General features: G+C 38.9%; 13 protein-coding genes. 8 read left to right on the top strand and 5 right to left on the bottom strand.

Annotation, left to right across the window (positions count from 1 at the left end):
- Window positions 1–181: 181 nt before the first annotated feature.
- From CFY84_RS04955 to CFY84_RS04945, 3 genes are all read left to right on the top strand, one after another.
- A complete protein-coding gene (locus tag CFY84_RS04955) occupies window positions 182–1105 on the top strand; it encodes a TauD/TfdA dioxygenase family protein (RefSeq protein WP_088823069.1) in 924 nt (307 codons plus the stop codon).
- A gap of 71 nt (window positions 1106–1176) precedes the next feature.
- On the top strand, window positions 1177–2199 hold the full coding sequence (locus tag CFY84_RS04950) for an ABC transporter substrate-binding protein (RefSeq protein ID WP_088823394.1): 1023 nt from the start codon (window positions 1177–1179) through the stop codon (window positions 2197–2199).
- A gap of 121 nt (window positions 2200–2320) precedes the next feature.
- Entirely contained in the window at window positions 2321–4522 is a 2202-nt protein-coding gene (locus tag CFY84_RS04945; RefSeq protein WP_088823393.1) for a TonB-dependent receptor, read from the top strand.
- A gap of 63 nt (window positions 4523–4585) precedes the next feature.
- On the opposite strand, the gene CFY84_RS04940 is transcribed toward CFY84_RS04945, so the two are convergent.
- Both CFY84_RS04940 and CFY84_RS04935 read right to left on the bottom strand, forming a co-directional pair.
- Window positions 4586–6256, bottom strand: a complete 1671-nt coding sequence (locus tag CFY84_RS04940; RefSeq protein WP_088823068.1) for an arylsulfatase — start codon at window positions 6254–6256, stop codon at window positions 4586–4588.
- Between the two features lie 126 nt (window positions 6257–6382).
- The gene (locus tag CFY84_RS04935; protein ID WP_228149599.1) at window positions 6383–7222 is read right to left on the bottom strand and encodes a Crp/Fnr family transcriptional regulator; all 840 of its coding nucleotides are present in this window, start codon (window positions 7220–7222) and stop codon (window positions 6383–6385) included.
- A 373-nt stretch (window positions 7223–7595) separates the two neighbouring features.
- Between CFY84_RS04935 and CFY84_RS04930 the strand changes: the two genes are divergently transcribed.
- The 5 genes from CFY84_RS04930 to CFY84_RS04905 all read left to right on the top strand — a co-directional run bounded on the left by CFY84_RS04930 (window position 7596) and on the right by CFY84_RS04905 (window position 14865).
- Window positions 7596–8675 carry an ABC transporter substrate-binding protein gene (locus tag CFY84_RS04930; RefSeq protein WP_088823067.1) on the top strand — a complete coding sequence of 360 codons (1080 nt, stop codon included), beginning with the start codon at window positions 7596–7598 and terminating at the stop codon, window positions 8673–8675.
- A gap of 131 nt (window positions 8676–8806) precedes the next feature.
- Entirely contained in the window at window positions 8807–11059 is a 2253-nt protein-coding gene (locus tag CFY84_RS04925; RefSeq protein WP_088823066.1) for a TonB-dependent siderophore receptor, read from the top strand.
- A 389-nt stretch (window positions 11060–11448) separates the two neighbouring features.
- Window positions 11449–13281 carry a phosphogluconate dehydratase gene (edd, locus tag CFY84_RS04920; RefSeq protein ID WP_088823065.1) on the top strand — a complete coding sequence of 611 codons (1833 nt, stop codon included), beginning with the start codon at window positions 11449–11451 and terminating at the stop codon, window positions 13279–13281.
- 46 nt (window positions 13282–13327) lie between these two features.
- Window positions 13328–13957 (top strand): bifunctional 4-hydroxy-2-oxoglutarate aldolase/2-dehydro-3-deoxy-phosphogluconate aldolase, encoded by a 630-nt coding sequence (gene eda / locus CFY84_RS04915; protein WP_088823064.1) that lies wholly within the window; start codon window positions 13328–13330, stop codon window positions 13955–13957.
- Window positions 13958–14355: 398 nt separating this feature from the next.
- Window positions 14356–14865, top strand: coding sequence for a gluconokinase (locus CFY84_RS04905; protein WP_088823062.1), 510 nt, complete (start codon window positions 14356–14358; stop codon window positions 14863–14865).
- A gap of 247 nt (window positions 14866–15112) precedes the next feature.
- Here the strand turns inward: CFY84_RS04905 and CFY84_RS04900 are convergent, their stop codons facing one another.
- The 3 genes from CFY84_RS04900 to CFY84_RS04885 form a co-directional block, all read right to left on the bottom strand.
- Window positions 15113–15871 (bottom strand): glucose 1-dehydrogenase, encoded by a 759-nt coding sequence (locus CFY84_RS04900; RefSeq protein WP_088823061.1) that lies wholly within the window; start codon window positions 15869–15871, stop codon window positions 15113–15115.
- Between the two features lie 9 nt (window positions 15872–15880).
- Window positions 15881–17263 carry a GntP family permease gene (locus CFY84_RS04895; protein WP_088823060.1) on the bottom strand — a complete coding sequence of 461 codons (1383 nt, stop codon included), beginning with the start codon at window positions 17261–17263 and terminating at the stop codon, window positions 15881–15883.
- 978 nt (window positions 17264–18241) lie between these two features.
- Entirely contained in the window at window positions 18242–19807 is a 1566-nt protein-coding gene (locus CFY84_RS04885) for a PepSY-associated TM helix domain-containing protein (protein WP_088823058.1), read from the bottom strand.
- Window positions 19808–19888: the final 81 nt, after the last annotated feature.

The following is a 19888-nucleotide window of genomic DNA, read 5'->3' as shown; positions in this document are numbered from 1 at the left end:
TTGATAAATCAAGTAACTCACTTATTTTCAACTAAAAAGTAAGATGAAATACAAGCATCAAATGATTAGCACTAAACCTGATTAATTTTTCTGAATTTAAGCAGTTAGATGTCATTTGAGTGACAGAGTTATAGACACGATGCTGACTATGATGAACTGATTCTTTATAGAGACCTATCTTATGAGTTCAGTTCATCATCAAATTCAAGATTCTACAATTATTGTGACTCCACTGACCCAACGTGTGGGTGCAGAAATTAAAGGCGTCCATCTGTCAGGTAATTTAAGTCCTGAAATATTTAAAGTCATTTATGACGCGTTACTTGAACATAAAGTCATTTTTTTTCGTGGTCAAAATCATTTAAATCAAGTAGAACAAGAGCAGTTTGCCACTTTGTTTGGCAAGCCATTGTCACATCCAACTGTACCTGTGGCATCGAACAGTAAACATATTTTTGAGCTTAATTCAAAACATGGTGGTCGAGCCAATGTGTGGCATACAGATATTACATTTATTGACCGTTACCCTAAATTAAGCATTTTAAGAGCAGTGATTGTGCCTGAAACAGGTGGTGATACCACATGGGCAAATACAGAAACGGCCTATGAAGAATTGCCTGTGCCATTACAAGCTTTGGCTGAAGCACTTAAAGGGATTCATAGTAATGATTTTGATTATGGCGGATTTACTCCAAATGCCAATCAAGAAGCATTAGATAAATACAAAAACGTGTTTGCCTCTACCATTTATGAAGCAGAACATCCTGTGGTTCGCGTGCATCCTGATACTGGTCGTAAAAGCTTAGTTTTGGGCCAATTTTTAAAACGTTTTGTAGGTTTAACCAATAAAGAGTCCAATAAAGTCTTTGAAATTTTTCAAGATCATGTCACACGACCTGAAAATACAGTGCGCTGGAAATGGCAAGTCGGTGATATTGCCATTTGGGACAACCGCGCAACGCAGCATTTGGCAGTCAATGATTATTTAGATGCACATCGGGTGATGCACCGTGTCACAGTCGAAGGTGAAGTGCCACTGAGTGTACATGGCGAACGTAGTCAGCAAATTAAACCCTATACACAACAACAAGCGCCTGCTGCGTAATCCATAAGGATTTTATAATGCGTGTTTCATCGTTGAAAAAAAAAGTTTGGCAGACATCGATTGCTTTGTTGATGACTGCATTTTTACAAAATGTTTATGCACAAGCACCGTCAGTCATTCGTATTGCATCGCCTGACTTAACGACAGGCAGTAAACATGCAGGCAGTGGCGTTGTTGATGTGCTGTATACCAAACATTGGATTGAGCAGGAGTTTGCGAAAGAACATATTCAAGTTGAATGGCATTTCTTTAAAGGCGCGGGTCCTGCCATCAATGAGGCATTGGCCAATCAACAAATTGATTTTGCATTTTTGGGTGATTTACCGCCCATCATTGGTAAAGCAGGCGGTTTAGATACTCAATTATTGGTGCCAACTGCACGGGGTCTAACCAATTATTTGGTGGTTCGACAAGATGTAAAGGTAAATAATTTACAGGGATTAAAAGGGCAGCGCGTTGGTTTATTGCGCGGTACAGCCGATGAATTGTCATTTGTTGCAGCTTTACATAGCCAAGGTTTGACCACCAAAGATGTGCGTTTAGTCAACTTAGATTTTAATGCCGTGAATGCAGCATTGGCAGCACAAAAAATTGATGCTTCTTGGGGCGGTTCACGTTTTTTTGCATTACGTGATCGTAAAATTGTTCAATTGCCATTAAGTACACGTCAACTCAATGGTGCAGGTGCATCTCAAGGTATTTTTTTAGGCACTACAGCATTTATTCAAAAGCATCCACAAGAAACACAACGTGTGGTTAATCAGGTAGTGAAAGGGTTGGCATGGCTGTCTGAAGACAAAAATAAGGTGCCACAAATTGCAATTTTCTTTACCCAATCTGGTTATCCTGCCTCAGTTTATGCGCAAGAATTAAACAATGTGAATTTAAAGTTTTTATATTCCCCCTTGTTTGATGCCTATTATCTAGGTCAGCTCGAAGAAAAAATAAAACTTGCACATAGCCAAGGCTTAATTCGTCAGCCTCTTGATCTAAAACCATGGGTGAATCCTACTTTTGTTCAGCACGCCATCAGCACGTTAAAGCTGGAACTGTTTTGGACGCCTACCACACATTACGCTTATCTTAAACATTAAAACGGAATTTAACTCGTTCATTCTATAGGATTTTGGAAAAACAGCTATGCCATTATTTTGTCAACACCGTGTATTGTATTGGATACCGTTTCAGCGGCATGGAATGTATGTGTTGAGTGCCATGCTCCTGAGTACGGGGACATTTGCAGCAGAAACAACTACACCAAAACATACTGCTAGTATTGCAGACAGCAGTAAATTAGAAACGGTCGTGGTGACAGCCACACGCCGTGAGCAATCTTTGCAAACAGTGCCTATAGCAGTCTCAGTGATTAATGGTAAACAGCTTGAGCAACAGCAGAGAAATGCCATTGATAGCATTGTGGCAACCATTCCAACAGTAAATTTTAGAGCAGGCGCATCGAATAAAGATACATCATTGTTTATTCGTGGCATTGGGACAATTTCAACATCGCCTGGGGTCGAACCATCGGTATCTACCGTAGTAGATGGTGTGGTTTATAGTCGTCCTGGACAAGCCACTTTAGATTTATTAGACATTAACCGAATTGAGGTTTTACGCGGTCCACAAGGTACATTATTTGGTAAAAATGCCTCAGCAGGGGTAATCAATATTGTGACCAAAAATCCAACAGCTTACCCATCAGGCTATGTTGATCTGTATGCCACCAATGATGGCGAGCAGCGTATTAAATTGGGTGCATCAAATACATTAATTGACAACCGATTAACTGCCAATGTTTCAGCGTTGCTTGGTCGTTATGATGGCAATGTAGATAATATTACCACCCAAAAAGAGGTTAATGGTTATAAAAATTATGGTTTTCGAACCAAGTTTGTTTATACCCCCAATGACAATTTGGTGGTGGGCTTATCTGCTGATTATGTACATAAAGATGGTACTGCACCGACAGGTGTGGTGGTTAAAAATTCAGATGCTAATTATGCTGCTGCATTACTGCCTATTGTTGCAACAATTCATAACCGTACCACGAGTGAGAATGTCAGTGCATCAACAGATGACACCAATCGCGGTCTTGCATTAACCGCCGATTGGACGGTAGGCAATCATTTAATTTCATCAATTACAGCTTATCGGCAATGGAAAAACACCCAAATTGGTGACTCTGATCAAATTGCCAATGCCACCCCTAATTTTGCAGCAATTGCTGATTTAGGTACTGTAAACAGCAAACAATTTTCACAAGAGCTTCGGATCAAACCGCTTAGCTTTCAGCATATTGATTATGTAGCAGGCTTATATTTTTCTAAAAACAAAAACGATGAAACATATCAGCGTCAGTCAAGATGGTATAACAGCACGACATCAGCATATCAAATTGATTTAGGACGTGCAGTTTATAATACTGACAGTACCAACTATGCTGTATTTGGCGAAGGTACGTATCATATCAGTGATCGGTTGCGTTGGGTGACAGGGCTACGTGTGACCCATGATCAATTGTCTTACGACCATACCCGAGTTTCGACTGTGCCAAGCAGTGTAGGGATTAGAAATGCCATTCGATCTGGGTTTACAGGTTCAGGCTCAACAGATGAAACAGGGCTATCTGGACGTATTGGTCCTCAGTTTGATATCACACCAAATATACATAGCTATTTTACCTATTCGCGTGGTTATAAAGGCCCTGCATACAATGTGTATTTTAATATGCAACAAAATGACACGCCTGTGATTGATCCTGAAACAGCGAACGCTTATGAATTGGGTTTAAAAACACAGTGGTTAGACAATCGTTTACGTGCCAATTTTGCTATTTTTAATACTCAATATCAAAATTATCAAGCCAATTTTAGAACACTTGACCCAAGTGGTTTTCCCATCACGCGCTTGGTTAATGCAGGCAGCGTGAATACTCGAGGTGCAGAGTTAGACAGTACATTTAAATGGAATCAGAATCTGATACTGAATTTTGCAGCAGCGTATACCCATGCACGTGTTGATGCCTTTACTTGTCCTGCATCAGATACATCTTGTCCTCAGTTAAATGGTCAAACTCTACCATTTTCTCCTGATTGGAAAGTTAATGCACAAGTTAATCGTTATTTCCCGATTGCAAGCAATCGGCAGATTGAATTGGCTGCACAATATGCGTGGCAAAGTGATGTGCAATTTAGTTTAGACCAAAACCAAAATACCATTCAGCCATCTTATGGCATTGTAAATTTAACATTGGCATTGAATGATAAAGCCTCAGATTGGCGTGTTGCACTTGATGTACGCAATGTATTTGATAAATCATATGCCACATTATTAAGCACCAATGGCAATCGTATTATTCGTCAAGTGCCACGTGATGATGAACGCTATTTTGGACTGTCTTTTCATAAGAATTTCTAATCAAATGAAATGAAGGTCAATAAAAAGCCACTGAAATACAGTGGCTTTTTATATTGCTTATCTTTATTGATTGTCATGATAAAAAGATGGCAAGCTGTCATTATGCAATAGCCGTTTTTGCGGCACATTTTCAATAACGCCGTTGTCTTTGACATAAGTTGCCCAATCATCTAACAACTCATTTAACTTGTCTGGATGTTGTTGTGCTAAATCATGGACTTCACCATGGTCTTGGCTTAAATCATACAACTGCCAACGGTTTGGTCCATTTGGTGCTGGAATAAATAGAGCTTTCCAATCACCTTTGCGTAGTGCTTTTTGTCCAAATAGTTCCCATCCTGTAATATGGTTTTCAGTATGGATATGTTCTTGTTGTTGTTGTAAATATGGCAATATTGAACGTCCACGTAAAGGCACCAATGAACGACCTTTATAACGGTCTCCTGGGTGTTCAACTTGAATGTAATCTAATAGGGTGGGGAGTAAATCCATCACGGTTAAAAATTCATGGCTAATTTGCTGTTGACGCGCAAATAAAGGTGAATGAATAAAAGAGACTGTACGAATTCCACCTTCACTGGTATGTGCTTTGTATAAACGTGATGGCGCGGTCGCAGCTTGTGCCCAATGTTCACCATACCAAACATAAGAGTTGCCGCGTCCAATATTCTCCAAGCGATTATCATAGTGTTGTTCAATAACCTGTTTAAGATTGCCACCAAAGACAGGCAGTGCTTCTAGTTGTGCACCTTCTGCACCATTGTCTGACAGAAAAATAATAATGGTATTATCGAATTGCCCTGTATCTTTTAGATGTGTAATTACACGGCCAACGTTCTGATCCATCCGATCGACCATGGCAGCATAAACTTCCATGATACGTGCAGAATGTGCTTTTTCTTCTGTTGTTAAAGTGTCCCAAAATGGTGTGCGTGCTAATACAGGGTGAATGGTGGTGTCTGCATCGACCAACTTGAATTGTTTTAATTTTTCTAAACGCTGTTCTCTTAATTGAGCAGGGCCTCCATCATAGCGTCCTTTGTATTTATCAATATCTTCTTGCGGAGCTTGTAATGGCCAATGCGGGGCAGAAAAAGGCAGGTAAGCAAAAAAAGGTCGATCTTGACGTGTTTCATCATCTTGCAAAAAATCAAGTAACCGTGTTGTAAAGTAATCTGAAGAATAAAAGTCATCTGGCAGCTTATGAATAAATTGATCATTCTCTGCATATAAACCGCGTGTCGACTTGAGCAGTTTAGGGGTTTTCTCTTCGTCAATATCTGCTTCAAACGAGTAATGATTGGCGGCACCTGGCAGTAAGGCAAATGAACGTTCAAAACCTTTCTGAGCAGGAAAAAACTCAGGCTTTAAACCCAAATGCCATTTACCTGACATAATGGTGTAATACCCTGCATCATGTAATAACTCAGGCAATGCGGCAACTTTGTCATTTAATACACCTTCATAGCCTGCTTTATCTGCAAGTTCAGGAGTAATGGCTTCTGCCATCGTACCTAATCCGGCTAAATGATGGTCGGTGCCCGATAACAGCATAGCGCGAGTTGGTGAGCAGGTGGATGCGGTATGGAAATTGGTAAAACGCAAACCATCTTGTGCCAATGCATCAAGGTTTGGGGTATTAATTTCACCACCAAAAGCGCCTAAATCTGAAAAACCAAGATCATCTGCGACAATCAATAAAATGTTAGGCTGTTGTGTTGTAGTTTGAGACATGATGAAACAATTCGATAAAAAGTTATGGATCTATTTTTATCGAATCAAAGGGTATGGTCTGTTGTTTTGCCGACAGACACTAGCTTGATTTAGCATATCTTTATTCAGATTATAGATAATTAAAGCCTAATAAAACTTGGTGGCTGATAAGCTGTTTTCGCCTTGGGCAATGGTGTTGAGTGCATCATAATTTAAAATTAAGATTTGATTATATTTCACTTCTAAAATTTCATGCTCTGAAAACCAAGCAAATTCTTTATTAATGCTTTGGCGTGTGGTGCCAAGTAATTCGGCAAAATTTTCTTGATTTAATTTGAGCTTAATTAAAAATTGATTATTGTCTTGCTGTGAATGAAAATCGACTAAAAACAATAATTCTTTTGCCAAACGTGTACGCAATGAGGCAGTACTATAAAAAAACAGCTTTTCACGATTAATTTGTGTACGTGCACAAATCAGTTTTAACAGTTGAGTTAAGGCTTTGGCATTATTTTGAATGACACGTTTAAAAATATCAGCAGGGATGTTGGCAATAACGGTACTGCCTTGTGAAAAATAATCATGCACAAAAGGGCGGTTAGAAAATATGGGTACAATATTAATTAACATGCCTGCAGGTAAAAAAGCATCTGTTAAGCACTTACCACTACTTGTGGTCCAACCGAGTTTTAACACGCCATCTAAAATTAAATTAATGTCATGACAGGTGGTATTTTGTTTATAAATTAGTTGGTTATGGTAATACTTTTTGATTTTAATATGTTTAATTAATAATGCCTTATCATGTTCTTCTAAGTCTTGAATCAATTGATAATTTTCGAGAATACGAATGGCTTCCAAGACATCGGCTGAAGATGAAAAATAACTGCTCATCTCATCAAGATCGTAATGATGAGATAAAGCACTCAACTTTTTAGACTCAACAATCACCATATCAATAACCTCACTTAAATTAAAAAAAGTCACTGATCACTTCATTGAACAGTTCTAAATGCTTGAGCCTTCAATATAAATAAAATGTCAGGTGAATTTAAATACAAATATTACATAAGCAAATTGGATTCATTTATAAGCTTTGGCTGAATGCGTTGAATAAAGTTTGTTTTCAATATGAAGTTTACTTAAATGATTTATAGTTTTTAAAAATCAATATCTTATATAATTAACGTGCTTTCATGTTGGTCTATTTAACTAGACAGTATGTCTCGTTGTGAGGGTTATCTTTAATTCATATTTGGTTGTGCTAAAAAAAGCATAATACAGTCAAGTTGCGAACAGAAAAAATAAATGAGATGAGATATTTTGACCCACTTTAGTGAAATGATTTGATGGGTCAGTGATGTTAAATTCGGCAAATAAGAAATATTGGTGGGGGTTACCTGCTTTATTGTTGATACTTGGTGGTTTTATTTTTTTACAGCAGCAATATAGTCAGGCTGCATCCAACAGTAGCCAACAAAAAATTCATAAAATAATTATTGCTGTACCTGATTTAACTGCAAGTAAAAATAATAGCAGCGGGAATTTAGTGGTTGACCATATTTTATTAAACCGTCTTTTTGAAAAACAATTCAAAGCACAGCATATTGAAGTTGAATGGCGTTTTTTCAAAGGAGCAGGTCCTGCAATTAATGAAGCTTTAGTCAATAAGCAAGCCGACTTGGCATTTGTCGGTGACTTGGCTGCCATTATTGGTAAAGCCAACGGCATAGATACGCGTTTATTGGCAGCAACAGGTCGTCATTTTGAAGCTTATTTGGGGGTTATCCCACATCAAAATTATACCCGTTTAGAACAGTTAAAAGGTAAACGTATTGCCATTTGGCAAGGCACAGCTGTGCAATTGTCTTTTGATCGTTTTTTGCATAGCCAAGGTTTTTCTGAAAAAGACTTTAAAATTGTGAATCTAGACTCATCTGCCATGAATGCAGCATTGGCGGCCAAACAAATTGATGCAGGATGGGGCTTAATGTCCATTTTAGCATTACAGCATAAAGGATTGGTTGATATACCTTTTGGCAGCCAAAATACGCCAAATCATGCAGGTTCAGCACAATCAGGACTGATTGCACGGCAAGAATTTATTGACCAAGACCCTCAAGTGACTCAGCAAATTGTTGATGTTTTAACCCAAGCTACACAGTGGGTGGCACAGCCAAGTCATCGCGAAGAAGCCATCATGCAAGCTGTAAAAAACGCAGGTTACCCATTAGCGTTATATCAACAGTATTTGAAAGATCAAGATTTAGGGGTGTTGTTTTCACCATTGTTAGATGAAGAATATTTAACTTATTTACAGTCAGGTGCTGATGTTGCTTTTAGCAGTAAGTTAATTAAAAAACAAGTTAATGTACGCGCATGGGCAGAGCAACGCTTTATTCAGTCAAGCACCCAAAAATTTGCAGCAACAGGGCCTTAATGCGTGGTGAGATATGAGATTTTTTTCTATCTATCGCTGAATAAACGCTGAAACGTGTATGTTGTATGACAGTGTTTTCTTTAAAAGTGATCAAAAATGGCGACAGTTTTTAGACTTATTTAAGAGATCGCATGTTCGTACATAGACCATTGGCACCGACACGTTTATATCGGTTGAATGTATTCACCCGTGCCATTTTATATGCTGTCATTGGGGTAAATGTCATTCAGACAGTACATGCTAAACGCTTTGAATCTACTGAAGAATCATTGCAACAGGCATCCGCCACATCAGGCGAGACACTTAAGCTTACAGTCGCAGCCAATGTGAAAAAGAAAAATGTTGTGGCTGCAGGTACATTGGGGTCTCGCAGCAATTTAGAAACACCCTATTCAACAGAGACTGTCACAGCAAAGGAGATTGAAAATAAGCAAGCAACCACGATTGCAAAACTATTTGAAGGTGAAGCTGGTGTTATTGCAACAGGCAATACCTATAATTTAAATGCTTATGCTGTGAGTGTTCGAGGGTTACCATTAGACTTGGTCAATGGCTATAAAATTGATGGCCACCCATTTCAAATGTATGGGGTTGAGCTTCCTTTAGAGTTGTTTGAACAAGTGCAACTACTCAAAGGTGCAACAGGATTTTTATATGGTGTCGGCTCACCCGGTGGCACCATTAACTATATCTCTAAAAAGCCGACCACTGGACAGGTTTTATCGGTTGATGCAGGTTATAGTTCTGATCGAATTTTTAGCCAACATATTGATGTGGGTGGGCATGTTGGACAAGATGACCGTTATGGCTATCGATTCAATGCAGTGAATGAACACGGTGAAGCTTTTAATGGTACAGATGTGAACCGTAAAGCAGCATCGTTGTATTTAGATGCACAAATTACCCCGCGCTTAAAAGTGCATGTTAATGGGTTATATCAAACGCGTGATTTAAAAGGTGGAATCACCAATATTGCGATCAGTGGGGCAGGAACGTATGCTTATTCAGGCACAAGTTTACCGAGTGCAATCAGTGGAAGTAAGAATTTAACCGCTTATGATCAGGATGCATATTACAATTCTAAAGTATGGACTGCATCTACAGGGTTAGATTGGAACATTAATGACAATTGGCGTCTTGATGCGAGTTATTCTCGCACTTATAAACAGATTGAGTCAGCAGATGAGACCATCTATTTAAGAAATGCATTTGGGGATTATAATGTGGCATTTCGCCGTTTTTATCGCCCAACGTTAGTGTTTGATTCAGCTCAATCGCATTTAGAGGGTGAGTTCAATACGGGGTGGTTAAAGCATAAAGTGGTACTTGGTGTAGATGGGCAGCGTTTAACACGCGATTTGAATATTGGGAATCCTGCATTAAATCCAAGTACCAATACAGGTGGGCAAAACTATGTGTATTCACCAACTGCAATATATCCAAGTGGCAATTTATATGGTGACTCACTGAGTTTAAGTTATACAGGCACCGCACCACGAGACAGCTTTAGAATTTCAAATTGGTGGACACGATCTGCATTCATTAGTGATACTTTAAGTGTGTCTGATCAGTGGTCTTTGTTATTGGGACTACGCCATTTTGATTACAGCAATAAAAACTATTATGTCGCAGGTAATATTGTCAGTAGCTATCATAAAAAACCACTGACACCAACTTATGCGTTGTTATACACACCCACCAAAAACACCACATTTTATGCGAGCTATGTCGAGTCATTAGAGGATGGTGGAACTGTAGGAAGTACATATCAAAATGCTTATGCCACCTTATCTCCTATTGAAAGTAAGCAATATGAAATTGGGGTGAAAAGTGAGCATAAAGATTGGGCCGTCAGTTCAGCACTATTTCGGATTGAACGTGGTACAGGGTATGCCAATCCACAAAATTATTTTGTAAATGACGGTTTAGTGCGTTATCAAGGTTTAGAAGCCAATGGTTCTTATCGGGTCACTGATGGACTTAAATTATTGGCTGGTGGCGCATGGATTGATGCTGAATATACTAAAGGCATTGCGTCAGTGATTGGCAATGAACCCACTGCAGTACCACATTTTCAAGGCAATATTGGTTTTGAACAAAATATTGCCTATATTCCCGGCTTAGAGGTGCACAGCACGTTTAATTATATTGGTCAACAATATGTGAATACCACCAATACATTACAAACCAAAGCTTATAACACATTAAGTTTGGGAGGGAGTTATAAGGTGAAAGTGGGGCAACAGCAGCAACTGACGTATCGTGCAGAAATTAACAATCTATTGAATAAAAACTATTGGGTGCCATCGACCATTATTGGTGTAAATGGCTTGACTGCAGGTGCACCGCGAACATTAAGTTTAAATATTCGTTATGATTTTTAATGAATAAGCCACATGAACATCTCGTTTGAAATCGTTCAGACGAGATCAATAATATTTACTATATAAGCCACTTATAAACTTTCAAGAATTTTCCCTATAAGCCTTAATAAAAGCAAAGTATGACCCATCACTTTGGTCGTATTGCTGTTGAGATTATTCACAGGTATTTTAACGTTAGGTTTAAAATAATATGCATTAAGTGGCATGATTTTATGAGCTAAAACTTCACTTTTTTGTGTCATTAAGGTGTATGCTTAAACGAGTAAAATTGCATTTATTAAATGTATGTTATTTTACCCAAACAATTTTATATATGTTTTTCAATTGATTATGAAATAATTAAGTATACTTTGTTTGCCAGCTTATCCGGTTGTAAAGGAGCGCCTAGCATGGACTTGCCGAATCAAATATTATTAAAAGTCACCCAACGTGTCATTGCACGTAGTCAAAATACCCGAGCTGCATATCTAAAGCGTATTGAACAGGCACAAGGCAAATTTCCCGCGCGTGGTGCGCTTTCATGTGCCAACTTAGCGCATGGTTTTGCCAGCATGGAAGATACAGAAAAATTAATTATTAAAGTTGGACGTGAGCCCAATATTGGTATTGTATCTTCTTATAATGAAATGCTTTCTGCACATGCGCCGTATAAAACCTTTCCAGATTTAATTAAAACAGCTGCGCGAAAAAATGGTGGTGTTGCACAATTTGCAGGTGGTGTCCCTGCAATGTGTGATGGTATTACACAAGGTAATGCCGGTATGGAACTTTCATTATTTTCGCGTGAAACCATTGCCATGAGTACAGCAATTGCACTGTCTCATAATATGTTTGATGCTGCATTATGCTTAGGTGTGTGTGACAAAATTGTGCCAGGGTTATTGATTGGTGCTTTACAATTTGGATATTTACCCACGATTTTTGTACCTGCAGGTCCAATGACAAGTGGTTTATCGAATGATAATAAAGCTAAAATTCGTCAACAATTTGCAACAGGGCAAGTTGGTCGAGATGTTTTGTTAGATGCTGAATCTGCAGCGTATCATGGACAAGGTACATGCACATTCTATGGTACTGCAAACAGCAATCAAATGCTCATGGAAATCATGGGTTTACATTTGCCAAGTGCTGCATTTGTTCATCCGCATACGCCATTGCGTGATGCACTGACCGAAGAAGCAGCGGTACGTGTTCTTGATTTAACTGTTGAACGTGGAAACTATACGCCAATAGGTCATGTTGTTGATGAAAAAGCCATTATTAATGGCATTGTGGCATTACTCGCTACAGGCGGTTCAACCAATCATACGTTACATCTGATTGCGATTGCCCGTGCTGCAGGCATTGTAATTGATTGGGATGACTTTGATGAGTTATCTGCGGTCGTACCTTTACTTGCAAAAATATACCCAAATGGTAAGGCGGATGTAAACCATTTTCAGGCTGCAGGCGGCGTCGCTTTTCTGATTCGCACATTACTTGAAGCAGGTTTATTACATAATGATGTGATCACGGTTGCAGGAAAGGGTTTACAGCATTACACCAAAGAACCAAAACTAATTGATGGCAAGCTGACTTGGGTTGATGCAGTTGAACATAGTCTTGATGAAAATGTATTACGTAGCATGGATGCACCATTTCAACCAGATGGTGGCTTACGCTTAATGCAAGGTCGTTTAGGACGTGCTGTCATTAAAATTTCTGCTGTTGCACCTGAACATCGTAAAGTTAAAGCACCTGCCATTGTGTTTGATTCGCAAGAAGCTGTGCAAGCTGCTTTTGATCGTGGTGAATTACACCGAGACTTTATTGCTGTGGTACGTTTTCAAGGTGCGCGCGCCAACGGTATGCCAGAACTACATCGTTTAACGCCAGTACTTGGTGTATTACAAGATCAAGGGTTTCATGTTGCTTTAGTCACAGATGGACGTATGTCGGGTGCATCAGGCAAAGTGCCTGCGGTCATTCATTTATCACCTGAAGCTTTACTCGATGGGCCAATTGCCAAAGTTGAAACAGGTGATATGTTGGTGATTGATGCAGAAGCAGGGATACTTGATATTGAGCTAGATGAGTCAGTGTGGCAGTCACGTCCTATTGCGCAGCCAATGCATCAAGCCGAAAACGAAGTTGGATTTGGTCGTGAATTATTTGGTGTATTCCGTGCAGCAGCTGCACCTGCTGAGCATGGGGCTTCTGTTTTTGGTGATCTTGTTAGCTAACATGTTCAAATTTAGGCTTTAATCATAAAACAAGGAGAGATTAGTCATGATTAAAATTGCAGATATTGTTCAATTAGGACCTGTCATTCCAGTACTCGCATTTGATACAGCAGAACAAGGAGAGCATGTATCGCGTGCGCTACATACAGGTGGTGTAAAAGTTCTTGAAATTACTTTACGCACAGCTGCAGGTCTTGCTGCCATTGAGCGTGCAAGCCAATTGGCTGATGATATTGTGGTTGGTGTTGGCACCATTACCAAGCCAGAACAATGTGCCCAAGCCAAAAAGGCAGGGGCTCAATTTGCTGTATCACCTGGTTTGAGCAAAGATTTACATTTGGCTGCACAAGATGCAGGCTTACCGTTGTTACCTGGTGTGATGACACCCAGTGATTTAATTCAAGCGATTGAACTTGGCTATGACATTGTGAAATTTTTTCCAGCTCAACAAGCTGGCGGTGTGGCTATGCTTCAAGCATTTTACGGTCCATTTCCAAACTTACGTTTTTGTCCAACGGGTGGTATTACAGCAGAAACAGCTTTAAATTTTTTAGCGCAGCCGAATGTTGTCTGTGTAGGAGGTTCATGGTTAACACCAAAGCAATCAGTTGTGTCACAAGATTGGGCTGAAATTACGCGTTTGGCTCAAATTGCCAGCCAATTAACAAATAAATAAGGATAAGTTTGAATCGCTTTTCAATGCTGTATTTGCTGATCAAGAAAAATTGATCTTATTTAAGGATAAAACTGAGTGTCTTGATCTTGAGTGTTTTTACGGATTATAGGCACTTATTTGGGTGGTTTGCCCAAATCAAATTTTGACAAGGAGATGTGTCATATGGAGATTATTCGGGAGTTTATAATACTGATTAATAAGGTAATTATGGTTATGACTTCAAGTGTCATGATTGTAATGTCCACAGTCTATTTAACAGTGAATTTTATTCTGCTGCAATTCGCTGTTGCTAAAATACTAAAACAGATCAGTATAACTTACCTTTCATTGCAAAGTGGTCTTTCTATATTTACTCTATCTTTTTCACAGCGCTGCATTCTAATCAGAGGTGAATCGCTATGATTATTATTGCAATGGGTGTTTGTGGAACAGGTAAAACCTTAATTGGTAGTTTATTATCTGAGTGTTTGGCGTGTGAGTTTATCGATGGCGATACGCTTCATTCAATGGCGAATAAACGTAAAATGAGTCAAGGCATTCCTTTAACTGATGAAGACCGTTTTCCGTGGTTGCAAGCGATTCGCCAAGCCATCGAAGCCAAACAAGCAATAGGGCAAACGGCAGTCTTTACTTGTTCTTCATTGAAACGGAGTTATCGCGATATTCTTCGTGGTCATGATGGCAATGTGCAGTTTGTTTATTTGAAAGGTTCGTATGAGTTATTACAGCATCGACTTGCTGAAAGAAAAGACCATTTTTTTGACCCAGCATTATTACAAACACAACTCGATACCTTAGAAGAGCCTGATGTGAGTGAAGCGATGATTATTGATGTGACGCTCACACCTGAACAGATTATAGCGCAGATTATGCAAAAAATTGGTTTGAATAATGAGGAGGCTTGTTAGATAAACCAAGATGAAAAGAGCGATTTATCATTGTAATATGTAAAATAATATCTGATCATGATCAGATATTATTTTTATAGCAGCTTTAAAAACATATTTTATAGGGTTAAGTCTATATGAGATAAAGAATTAAAAGATCCTTTTAAATCATGAAATACATTAATAAGCGTTAAAAGAATAATTTCGATTTAGTAAGGCTTTTGCGCTAGCTCCCATATGGGAGCTGAGTTCAATTCAAGGTTTTTAATTACACAACAGCTGTCATACCACCATCTACAAAAATATTTTGTCCTGTGACAAAGTCGCTTGCGGGCGATGCCAAAAATACCAAAGCCCCAGCAAGTTCTTCAGGTCGCCCCCAACGCCCAGCAGGTGTTCTTTGTTCAAGCCATGTTGTAAATTGCTCATCAGCAACGAGGGCGCTATTCATGTCTGTTGCAAAGTAGCCCGGAGACAGTGTGTTGACTTGAATGTTATGACGTGCAAGATCGGCGGTCATCCCTCGAGTTAATAGGGCAACACCACCTTTACTTGCAGTATATGGAGCAATGGTTTGCCGTCCCAAGGCGGATTGTACAGATGCAATATTAATAATCTTACCCGAACCACGAGCGATCATATGAGGCGCGATAAAGCGCGATACATAAAAAACGCTAGATAGGTTAGTTGCGATAATGTCATCCCAATCTGAAACTTCGAACTCTGCAAATGGTGCGCGGCGCTGAATTCCAGCATTGTTGACGAGAATATCCGGTGTACCAAAACGCTCAATTATTTCAAGAATTGCAGTTTCAACACTTTTGGCATTTTGCACATCAAATAAAATAGTCTGCGGGCGTGTACCATAGGATACTTCCCACTCATCAGCAGCACGATCAAGTGCTGCCAAGTCGCGCCCATGTAAAATGACTTGTGCGCCAGCTGATGCAAGTGCCCGGGCTAAAGTATTACCAAGGCCTCGGGAAGAGCCTGTTACAAGTGCGAGTTTGTTGCTAAGATCGAACATAAAAACTCCTTAAATGATTGCGAAAATCACAAGCGTAATAGCAAAACCTATAATTGATTCTAAAGACTGCTGCATGGTCCAAGTTTTTAAAGTGGTTTTTACATCCATACCCATCAAACGACCCATGAGCCAAAAACCACCATCGTTAACGTGACCTGCAAAAACCGATCCTGCGGCTGTGGCGATGGTCATACATGCAAGTGCCATCGGTGAAAATCCAGCTGAAGCAACAGCAGGAGCAAGTAGACCTGCGGTTGTGACAAGCGCAACGGTTGCTGAGCCTTGTGCAACACGTAAAATAGCGGCAATCAGATATGCTGCAAAAATAAGTGGTAATCCAAGGCTGTTTAGGCTTTCAGCAAGTGCATCGCCAATACCTGATGCACGAAGTACTCCTCCAAACATACCACCTGCACCTGTGATGAGTACGACAGAACAGATTGGAGCAAGCGAGCGATCAACAATTTTATCAAGGACTCTTCCATGGATACCGCGACGGGTTCCAAGTACAAACATAGCAACAATAAGAGCAATCAGAAGAGCGATTTCGCTTGTGCCGATTAGAATGAGCGCGCGTACCCAAAGATAATTACCATTTAGAACACCTGCTGAGATCAGCGCAGTCAGACCTGTATTCATAAAAATAAGTAACAGAGGAATGGCAATAATACCGATGACAGTTCTTGCTGATGGTGGATTGGTGGGTTCAACATCATCGTCAGGACTGCCAAAGAGGGCAAGTACTGGTAAGGGAATTCGTTTATTAATGAATTTAGCCCATAGATACCCTGAAAGATACCACGTTGGAAGAGCAATAATTAAACCGAGAATCAGCACAATACCAAGATTTGCACCATAGGTTGCTGTTGCAGTAACAGGACCTGGATGGGGGGGTAAAAAGATGTGCATGGCTGAAAGTGCTGAAGCAGAAGTTAAGCCATAAAGCAGTAGATTTTTGCCACCGAGGCGTCTTGCAACTGCAAATACAATGGGTAGCATGACGATAAGACCAGCATCAAAAAATATGGGAAAGCCCATAATTAAAGATGCAATACCTAGAGCAAAAGGTGCACGTTTTTCGCCAAAGATGCTGACCATTTTATCAGCGAGGATTCGAGCGCCACCGCTAGACTCTACCAAGCTACCAAGCATCGCACCAAGACCGACTAGTAGTGCTACATGACCAAGAGTTGTACTAAAGTTAGTAACCAAAACCTTCGCAATATTTTCAAGCGGAATACCTGTGGCAATTGCAGTGAGTAAAGATACAAGGATGAGTACCAAGAAAGCATGTAATTTTAGCTTGATAACCATAAATAAGATGAGCGCGATAGCTCCAGCTGCAATGCTCAGCAGGGGAAGTGTCCCTAGCGTCTGAGTCCATTCTTGCATTTTAAATCTCCGTATAAGAACATGGCTACAGTCACAGATCATTCTGTGATTGGTGCTTGAGATCTATGACGCTATCCTTAAGCATCATATAAAAATTTTTTTAGTGGTTTTTTAAAAGTTAGACCATTATTTAAAAAGAGTTAAACTACTATAAAACTTTTGGTAAAATTTAAAATAAGACTTATTACTTACATATACTAGAATTTAGTGTTTCCTATTAAGCCATTTTCCATTTAATATAATGCGCCTTATAATCCCTAATATGGATTAATTCTGTTGTTATAAAAAATATATGATGATAAAAATGCAATCCATATTTATTAAAAATTATAAGTTAATGTTTTAATTTAAAAATTAAATAAGTATTCATGTTACATCTTTAAACTTTGCTAAATCAAACATTGCAGTGGTTGGGCAAAGTACGCTGTAATTTAGTTTTTAAGAATAATGCTGTAATTTTAAGCTGTGCTATGACTTGAGATGGCATTCATTACATGTAAAGTTATCTTCGTTTTTTATGTATTGCTCACATAAATTTAAATAAAATTTTTAAATATATTACTTTAATTTATTATATATTTTAATAATATCAGTTAAATATTTTAAAATATTGAGTAGTGTATTCTAAAATACCTATTACTGTAAAATTAATATGATCTACTCATTATGAGATGGTTATCATAATTAAAATCAAGCATTACTTTTTATCTGATTTAAAGTGACAGTGACCTAAAATTAAAAGCAATAACAAGGGGGTTGAAAAAATCCACCAACTCACAAAACCAACAGACATGCTGTGTAATGACATTAGCATCACACCTGCACTAACAAAAAGCAGATAGGCCAATACTGTTAAGGCTCGTCGGTGTAGCAATACCCACTTGAAACGCGAGACAGCGGTTTGTTTTTTGCGTTTCTCACTCAGCAAAAATAAAATGTAAAATCCACTATAGATAAAGCTAAAAATCACTAAATACATCATGATGATTGACCTTGTTTTGGGTGGTATTTGGCTTGCATTTTTTTCTGTACTTGCGCTTGAATGGGGTGAATATTTTTCCAAATAAACAAACCAAGCCCTGCAAATAACCAAATAAAAAGATCGAATGCAGCATATGCGGAATAATCATTAATCTTTTGAATATAATGACCTTGATATAATATGTAGCTACTGATCAGCGGCAATAAGCCTGCAAGCACAATAAAAATAATTAGTTGTACTGACCAAAGTCGCTGCTTTGGGGTGACCAAAGCGAGACAAAGCATTAATAGCCATGTGAGAAAAAACACTGTAATTTCTTGGTTTGGCGCACTTTGATGTGACAAGGTATAAAGCCGATTGGTATATAAATAACCTGTGATTGCTGTGGGTAAGCCAACAAAAGTGGCGACATTGCAACGATCTACGATGTAATGACCAAAATGAAAGCGCGCTGTTTTGTTTTGAATATGACGTTTAACACTCCACAACAACAGGCCAGATGCAATCATTAAACAGCCTAGAATACCTGAAAAAAAGAAGGCTAGTTTTAATAAAGGGGTAGCAAAGGGTGCCATATGTAGACCATAAATCCCACCATAGAGCTTAGCAACAGGGTGTTGATTTCTTGAGTCGGACAGTAATTCACCTGTAACCAATGAGAGAGTCAGTTGTTCTGCATTGAGTGTGATGGAGTGGTCTTCTTTTTGTCTGAGCACAATTTTGGCTTGATCTGTAAAAGGCTGTAAAACTTGCACACTGTCAATTTCAGGTTGTGTTGGCCATAAGGTTTTAATGCGTTGTTGAATGGTTGTGAAATCAAGCATTGGACTGGGTTTGGCTTCGCTATTTTGTACATGTTGTGCTTGTATTGTGCGAATTTCATCAAAAAAACCGAAGCGATTTTCAGGATAAAGCTTTTGTAAGCTTGTTGGTAGATACAAGTAAAAGAACATAGCCAGCCCTGTAAAAGCAATCATCAGAAAAAAAGGCAATGCAATGACAGACACCATGTTATGAAAATCAAGCCATGAGCGTTGGGACTTAAATGTTCTTAATGTAAAGAATTCAGCAAATATTTTTTTATGTGTGATGATGCCTGAAATTAAAGCGATCAGCATGATACAAGCAGCAAAAGAGACAATCAGTCGTCCAATCGTGATCGGAATTGCAAACAATTGAAAATGAAAGTTATAAAAAAAGTCACCCCCTTGAGTGAGTGATAATTGCATGTCTTGTCCACTGTTGGGGTCAAGTACTTTACTGACATAATTGCCATCTGAAGTTTGCCAATAGACGCGCGTGCTAGGTGCCTCTTGTGAGGCTAAATTAATATACCAGCCCTTGGCAGTAGGCGCTTCATGACTTAAATAATGAAAAACAGACTCTAAAGCCTGTTCTTGTTTGACTTGAATTTGTTGTAATTCAGGCTGCATCCACGTGGTGATGGTATGACGGTAATAAGATAATGAACCTAATGCAAAAATAACGAATAATAGCCAACCTAAGAGCAATCCTGTCCATGAGTGTAACCAAGCCATTGATTGGCGGATTGACTTATTCATACTTATTTAGCCCAATATATATGACAAAATATAAAAAAGCGCAGTGGTAGATAACCCAAACACCATCACATGTTTAAATGA

It is taken from the genome of Acinetobacter apis (genome assembly GCF_900197575.1).
Classification (GTDB): Bacteria; Pseudomonadota; Gammaproteobacteria; order Pseudomonadales; family Moraxellaceae; genus Acinetobacter; species Acinetobacter apis.
The sequence above is the reverse complement of the archived record's forward strand: the minus strand, read 5'-3'. Positions and strand labels throughout refer to the sequence as shown.

Excerpts from the sequence above, each read along its gene's own strand:
- CFY84_RS04955 (WP_088823069.1), top strand. The coding sequence starts at position 182 with ATGAGTTCAGTTCATCATCAAATTCAAGATTCTACAATTATTGTGACT.
- CFY84_RS04950 (WP_088823394.1), top strand. The coding sequence starts at position 1,177 with ATGACTGCATTTTTACAAAATGTTTATGCACAAGCACCGTCAGTCATT.
- CFY84_RS04945 (WP_088823393.1), top strand. The coding sequence starts at position 2,321 with ATGCTCCTGAGTACGGGGACATTTGCAGCAGAAACAACTACACCAAAA.
- CFY84_RS04940 (WP_088823068.1), bottom strand. The coding sequence starts at position 6,256 with ATGTCTCAAACTACAACACAACAGCCTAACATTTTATTGATTGTCGCA.
- CFY84_RS04930 (WP_088823067.1), top strand. The coding sequence starts at position 7,596 with ATGTTAAATTCGGCAAATAAGAAATATTGGTGGGGGTTACCTGCTTTA.
- CFY84_RS04925 (WP_088823066.1), top strand. The coding sequence starts at position 8,807 with ATGTTCGTACATAGACCATTGGCACCGACACGTTTATATCGGTTGAAT.
- edd (WP_088823065.1), top strand. The coding sequence starts at position 11,449 with ATGGACTTGCCGAATCAAATATTATTAAAAGTCACCCAACGTGTCATT.
- eda (WP_088823064.1), top strand. The coding sequence starts at position 13,328 with ATGATTAAAATTGCAGATATTGTTCAATTAGGACCTGTCATTCCAGTA.
- CFY84_RS04905 (WP_088823062.1), top strand. The coding sequence starts at position 14,356 with ATGATTATTATTGCAATGGGTGTTTGTGGAACAGGTAAAACCTTAATT.
- CFY84_RS04900 (WP_088823061.1), bottom strand. The coding sequence starts at position 15,871 with ATGTTCGATCTTAGCAACAAACTCGCACTTGTAACAGGCTCTTCCCGA.
- CFY84_RS04895 (WP_088823060.1), bottom strand. The coding sequence starts at position 17,263 with ATGCAAGAATGGACTCAGACGCTAGGGACACTTCCCCTGCTGAGCATT.
- CFY84_RS04885 (WP_088823058.1), bottom strand. The coding sequence starts at position 19,807 with ATGAATAAGTCAATCCGCCAATCAATGGCTTGGTTACACTCATGGACA.